The following is a 6,429-nucleotide window of genomic DNA, read 5'->3' as shown; positions in this document are numbered from 1 at the left end:
TTGGGGTATAGCCAAGCGGTAAGGCAACGGGTTTTGATCCCGTCATGCGTTGGTTCGAATCCAGCTACCCCAGCCATCAAAAACTCTTCACTTTCTTCTTTCAGCCCTTAGATTTTAACTCACGCTTCGTTATAATTCGTGAAAATCAATATCAACATAGGGATTCCTTTCATGAAGAAAGCTTTGATTGCTTCTACTCTACTTCTTGCAAGCACGGCGCAAGCCGATGTTTTAGGGTTAACTGCTGAAGTAGGTCAGTTCTCTCCTGACGTTTCTTTTGATGGTCGACTAAACGATCAAAACGCCAATGTAGACTTTAGCGGCGAAGATAACACCTACTACGGCATTGCCTTAGAACACCCAGTACCATTGATCCCTAACGTACGCCTGCAAGGCTCAACCCTTGAAGGACGCAGCGCCAGTGTGGACATGAAGGTAGAAAGCACCGACTACACGCTTTACTACGAAATCCTAGATGGCCTAGCATGGATTGACTTGGATCTTGGTATCTCGATTCGAGACATGGACATCGATGCTCGCGTCAACAACAGCCGCGACTCTGAAAGCATTGTTATTCCGACTGGCTACCTATCTGCTTATTTCACAATTCCAACGCTACCTATTCAAATTGGTGGTGAGGTAAAAGCCATTTCAGCTGGCGATTCCAGCATGACCGATACAACGTTTAAAATTAAATACCAATCACCATTTATTGTCGGTCTAGAAGGTGGCTACCGCAACGCAAACTTTGACATTGACGAAGGTGGTATTGACTCTGAAATCGAGTTTGACGGTTTCTTCGTGGGCGTTTTCGCGGATTTCTAATCAGCTACTTAAAAAGCTATGATTTTGAACCATAAAAAAAGCCAGCTGATTTAAGCTGGCTTTTTTTGCATTAGGAAGTTTTACGCTTACAGCACTTCAGGTAAAGCTTCAAACGTCATGCCCTGCTCATTAACGTCGACCTTAATAAGATCACCGGCAACAAACTTACCGCCTAATAATTCATTCGCTAATGGGTTTTCAATCCATTTTTGAATGGCGCGCTTCAATGGACGAGCACCGTAAATCGGATCATAGCCCACCTCCGCTAAACGCTCCATTGCCGCTTCACTTAGAGTCATCGACATTCCCATTTCCGCTAGGCGGTCATTCAGATGTGCCAATTGAATCTTAGCAATGCCTTTAATTTGCGATTGCAACAAAGGATGGAACACTACGGTCTCATCAATACGGTTAATAAACTCAGGGCGGAAATGCATACCCACCACTTCCATCACCTTGCTCTTAATCGCTTCATACTCATCATTACTTCGGTACTCTTGAATCATGTCGGAACCAAGGTTCGAAGTCATCACCACTACCGTATTACGAAAGTCGACAGTACGGCCTTGACCATCTGTTAAGCGTCCATCATCCAATACTTGCAGCAAGATATTAAACACATCAGGATGGGCTTTCTCCACCTCATCTAGCAGCAATACCGAATAAGGACGTCGACGTACAGCCTCGGTTAGATAGCCGCCTTCTTCGTAGCCCACATAACCTGGAGGCGCACCAATCAAACGCGCCACAGAGTGTTTCTCCATAAACTCGGACATATCCACTCGTACCATGGCCTGTTCAGTATCAAATAAGAACTTCGCTAGCGATTTACATAACTCTGTCTTACCCACCCCGGTTGGACCTAAGAATAGGAACGAACCATTCGGACGATTAGGATCTGCAAGCCCTGAACGAGAGCGACGTACCGCATTCGATACCGCTGTCACCGCTTCATCTTGACCAATTACAGATTCGTGCAACGCATCTTCCATACGCAGCAACTTATCACGCTCACCTTCGAGCATTTTATCCACTGGAATCCCGGTCCAACGAGAGACAACGGTAGCAATCTCTTCTTCGGTAACACGATTTTTCAGTAACTGCGTTTGCGCTCCACTTTCTTCCGCTAGGGCAGCTTTTTCAATCTCCGCTTCCAGCATTGGGATCACGCCATATTGGAGCTCAGACATCTTCGCCAAGTTACCTTGACGACGCGCTTCTTCCATTTCTTGACGCACCCCTTCAAGCTCTTCTTTGAGTTTTTGAGCACCTTGAACCACGGCTTTTTCAGCATTCCAGATCTCTTCTAAATCTGAAAACTGTTTCTCAAGGGTTTCAATTTCACTTTCCAACTCCTCTAGTCGCAGCTTAGAAGCCTTATCTTTCTCTTTTTTCAGCGCCTCTTGCTCAATCTTAAGCTGGATCAAACGTCGCTCTAAGCGGTCCATTTCCTCAGGCTTAGAGTCCATTTCCATACGAATACGGCTAGCCGCCTCATCAATCAGGTCAATCGCTTTATCCGGCAATTGACGATCCGTAATGTAACGCTGAGATAATTTCGCTGCCGCAATGATTGCAGAATCCGTAATGTCTACACCGTGGTGCACTTCGTAACGTTCTTTCAAGCCACGCAAAATGGCAATGGAATCCAATACGCTTGGCTCTTCCACCAACACTTTCTGGAAGCGACGTTCAAGTGCCGCGTCTTTTTCAATGAATTGGCGATACTCATCTAAAGTGGTCGCGCCGACACAGTGCAATTCCCCACGCGCCAAGGCAGGTTTTAGCATATTGCCCGCGTCCATCGAGCCCTCTGACTTACCCGCACCCACCATGGTGTGAATTTCATCAATAAAGAGAATGATCTGGCCTTCTTGCTTCGCCAACTCATTTAACACGCCTTTTAAACGCTCCTCAAACTCGCCGCGATATTTAGCGCCAGCAATCAAAGTCCCCATATCTAAGGATAATACACGCTTATTTTTAAGGCCTTCTGGCACTTCACCATTGATGATCCGCTGCGCCAACCCTTCTACAATGGCTGTTTTACCAACCCCAGGCTCACCAATCAGTACAGGGTTATTTTTACGACGACGCTGTAAGACCTGGATAGTACGACGAATTTCATCGTCACGACCGATCACTGGATCGAGTCGACCTTCCGCAGCTCGCGCAGTTAAGTCCACAGTGAACTTATCCAACAATTGACGGTTTTCTTCAGCGTTCGGGTCATTCACTGCATCACCACCACGAACCGAATCGATCACACTAGCAATATCAGCCTTGGTCACCCCAGTGGCCTTCAACGCCTTAGCCACATCATCTTTGCCATCAAACATAGCCAACAGCAATAACTCTGAAGAAATGTATTGGTCTTTGCGCTTCTGCGCTTCTTTATCAGCAAGGTTTAGCAAGCGACCCAACTCTGGTGACATTTGCACATTACCATCGTGATGGCTGACCTTTGGCATGCGCTCTAAGATCGCCTTTAGCTCCTCACGGAACTTAGTGGCTTGTACACCTGCTTGTTGCAGGATAGGGCGCACTCCGCCCCCCTGCTGATCGAGCAAAGCAATTAACACATGCACCGCTTCGATATAATTGTGATCTTGCCCTAGTGCTACGGACTGAGCATCTGATAAAGCAACTTGTAATTTACTGGTTAATCGATCAATTCGCATACTGACCTCCGATGAATCGATAACAAAATTGAGCTTCTACATGCTTTATAGGTACTCTCATTTGCTTTTCAATGGCTGACCGTCATTTTTTTGACAGTCATCACTTTTCTATCCATATTAAGGTCGCCATACGCCCCGTTACACCATCACGACGGTAGGAGTAAAAGCGCTCTTGATCGGCATAGGTACAGAAATCACCACCATAAATCTGCCCACAGCCGAGTGCCGCCAAACGTTGCCTGGCTAGCTGATACAGATTGCCTAACCATTTACCTTCATTATGGGAAGGCTTAAACGCTTGCTGCGCTTGAGCATCGACCGCTATGAAGGCTTCACGCACTTCAGGGCCCACTTCAAATGCATCAGGACCTATCGCAGGGCCCAACCACACCAAGACTTCAGCGGGGTTTGGAAAGGTTTTTAGCGTTTCTTCTAGCACCCCATCACACAGACCACGCCAGCCAGCATGGGCGGCCGCTACTTGAGTACCATTTTTGTCTGTAAAAATCGCGGGCAAACAATCCGCTGTTAATACCGCACAAACAGTGTTCGTTTGCTTTGTATAACACGCATCTGCAGTACGGTCTTGCTGATCGGTAGGCAACTCAATAGCAATACTCGAGTGCACTTGATTGAGCCACTGCACGTCACCAGAAAAGCCCACTAAGTGTTTGAGCTCATTTCGGTTAGCTTCCACGTGTTTGGCTTGGTCTCCAACATGGGCTCCTAGGTTTAACCCTTGATAAGGCGCATTACTTACGCCTCCCAAGCGAGTGCTGACAAAGGCTTTAACGTGCACTGGTGCAGGCCAGTTGGGAATGATCAGTTGCTCTAGTTTTGCCATACTACAAACGTCCATCTATAGGTTTAGCTAATAAAAAGGCAGCCTAGCGCTGCCTTTGTTTGTTTGTTTGTTTGTTTGTTTGTTTGTTTGTTTGTTTGTTTGTTTGTTTGTTTGTTTGTTTGTTTGTTTGTTTGATTCTATTATGGATTACATATATTGGTTTTGGCCGCCATTTTTCAAATCGGCTTCCAACACTTCGATTAATTCCAACATATCTTGTGGAAGTTCAACTTCCCATTCCATCCACTCACCTGTTGCAGGATGAGAAAGCTCAAGCTTCTTCGCATGCAACGCTTGGCGACGAAAGCCACGCAGCGCATCTTGTAGCTCAGGCGAACAACCTTTTGGCATTTTCAAACGACCAGCATATTGCGGATCACCTACCAATGGGTACTGAATATGCGCCATGTGCACACGAATCTGGTGCGTACGACCGGTTTCTAACTTCAAACGAATATGGGTGTGGTTGTTGTAGCGCTTGATCAAACGATAATGAGTAATCGCTTCTTTGCCATGAATTGGCTCAACCGCCATTTTCTGACGATTGTGCGGATGACGACCAATTGGCTCATCGACCACACCACCTCCCGTCATCGCACCAATGGCAATGGCTTCGTACTCACGCCCCATACTGCGCTCTTGCAGCTGAGCCACCAGATCCGTTTGTGCCTGCAAGGTCTTGGCAACCACCATCAAGCCAGTTGTTTCTTTATCCAAGCGATGAACAATGCCTGCCCGCGGCACCGTGCCCGTTTCTGGCGCATGATGCAAAATCGCATTAAGCAGTGTGCCATCGCTGTGACCTGCAGCAGGATGAACAACTAGACCAGCAGGCTTATTAATCACCAAAATATCATCATCTTCATAGACGATATTCAAAGGAATCTCCTGAGCATCGTGCACTGCTTGCTCTTCTAATTCCACATCTAACGTAATTTTCTCACCGCCAAAGAGTTTTTCTTTTGGTTTAGTCTGTTTGCCATCAACCAGCAACACGCCCTCTTTGATCCAACTCTGGATGCGAGAACGTGAATAATCTGAAAATAATTCGGTAGCAATTTGATCAAATCGCTGACCAGAGAAATCCAATGAAACTTGGGCTTCTTTTACTATGCGCTCTGCCATACAATAAACTTTCTATGCTCGATGCTGCGTCATCGCGACGCGAAATATGCCAACCGCATAGCAATCTGTTAGAAATGCTATGCCTCGTTTACTAGGGTTGTATTATACATGGGATTTAATAAGACATTGTCACGATTTCTGACAATTGCAGGCTTTTACACCGCTTTGACAGCCTGTTCAAGCAACCAACCAACCGTAGAACCAGACCTACCGGAAAAAGAATATTTTCGCTTAGCTCAAGAGGCGTTGGACAATAGCCTTCCAACGACCGCAGCAGAACAGTTAAAAGAGCTCGAAACACGCTACCCATTTGGTGAATATACGGTTCCAGCACGTTTGGATCTGATTTATGCTCAGTTTGAAGCAGGCAATTACGCTGCCGCTCATGCTACCGCTGATCGCTTTATCAAGAACTACCCTGACCAAAGCAATATTGATTACGCCTACTATATGCGTGGCTTGTCGACTTACCGCGGCGCAGAAACATTCCTTGGTCGCTACCTAGACCTTAACGCAGCGGAGCGTGACACGGCAGAGTTTGATAAAGCTTTTGCCGAGTTTGCCGATTTTTTACGCCGCTTCCCTGATAGCCAATTTGCACCGGATGCAAAGGCTCGCATGATCTATCTGCGCAATCTGATTGCCGAGCATGAGGTGAGCATTGCCCACTACTACTTCAAACGCAAAGCACCTCTTTCAGCATTGCGTCGCGGACAAGAAGTGATACAAAACTATCCATCCACGCCTGCAGTAGAAGAAGCCTTGGCAATTACAATTCAAGCTTATATGGATTTGAAACTGTACGATGAAGCCAAACTGAATCTGTCCGTATTGGCTGATAGCTTCCCGAACAGTAAATTCTTAAACAAAAACAAAAAGTTCATCCCTTTTGAACTGCCACGCGAAGCCGATCCAGACCTGCTGTATTGGGTGAGCCTAGGTCTTATCAACTAA

Annotated in this window: 5 protein-coding genes and 1 tRNA gene; 3 read left to right on the top strand and 3 right to left on the bottom strand. The window is 46.4% G+C overall.

Annotated features, from left to right (window positions below):
* Window position 1 precedes the first annotated feature (1 nt).
* Window positions 2–76, top strand: a tRNA-Gln gene (locus ASC49_RS04615).
* A 95-nt stretch (window positions 77–171) separates the two neighbouring features.
* On the top strand, window positions 172–825 hold the full coding sequence (locus tag ASC49_RS04610) for a TIGR04219 family outer membrane beta-barrel protein (RefSeq protein WP_055462042.1): 654 nt from the start codon (window positions 172–174) through the stop codon (window positions 823–825).
* 86 nt (window positions 826–911) lie between these two features.
* Here the strand turns inward: ASC49_RS04610 and clpB are convergent, their stop codons facing one another.
* The 3 genes from clpB to rluD form a co-directional block, all read right to left on the bottom strand.
* Window positions 912–3,506 carry an ATP-dependent chaperone ClpB gene (clpB, locus tag ASC49_RS04605; RefSeq protein ID WP_055462041.1) on the bottom strand — a complete coding sequence of 865 codons (2,595 nt, stop codon included), beginning with the start codon at window positions 3,504–3,506 and terminating at the stop codon, window positions 912–914.
* A 100-nt stretch (window positions 3,507–3,606) separates the two neighbouring features.
* The gene (gene pgeF / locus ASC49_RS04600; RefSeq protein ID WP_055462040.1) at window positions 3,607–4,350 is read right to left on the bottom strand and encodes a peptidoglycan editing factor PgeF; all 744 of its coding nucleotides are present in this window, start codon (window positions 4,348–4,350) and stop codon (window positions 3,607–3,609) included.
* Between the two features lie 147 nt (window positions 4,351–4,497).
* A complete protein-coding gene (gene rluD, locus ASC49_RS04595; RefSeq protein WP_055462039.1) occupies window positions 4,498–5,475 on the bottom strand; it encodes a 23S rRNA pseudouridine(1911/1915/1917) synthase RluD in 978 nt (325 codons plus the stop codon).
* A gap of 108 nt (window positions 5,476–5,583) precedes the next feature.
* Here rluD and ASC49_RS04590 point away from each other — a divergent pair, with 108 nt between their 5' ends.
* A complete protein-coding gene (locus ASC49_RS04590; protein ID WP_055462038.1) occupies window positions 5,584–6,429 on the top strand; it encodes an outer membrane protein assembly factor BamD in 846 nt (281 codons plus the stop codon).

It is taken from the genome of Marinomonas fungiae (assembly GCF_001418205.1).
GTDB lineage: Bacteria > Pseudomonadota > Gammaproteobacteria > Pseudomonadales > Marinomonadaceae > Marinomonas > Marinomonas fungiae.
This window is presented reverse-complemented; position numbering and strand designations above follow the sequence as displayed.

Coding starts and splice junctions, on each gene's coding strand:
- ASC49_RS04590 (WP_055462038.1), top strand. CDS start 5,584: ATGGGATTTAATAAGACATTGTCACGATTTCTGACAATTGCAGGCTTT.
- pgeF (WP_055462040.1), bottom strand. CDS start 4,350: ATGGCAAAACTAGAGCAACTGATCATTCCCAACTGGCCTGCACCAGTG.
- ASC49_RS04610 (WP_055462042.1), top strand. CDS start 172: ATGAAGAAAGCTTTGATTGCTTCTACTCTACTTCTTGCAAGCACGGCG.
- clpB (WP_055462041.1), bottom strand. CDS start 3,506: ATGCGAATTGATCGATTAACCAGTAAATTACAAGTTGCTTTATCAGAT.
- rluD (WP_055462039.1), bottom strand. CDS start 5,475: ATGGCAGAGCGCATAGTAAAAGAAGCCCAAGTTTCATTGGATTTCTCT.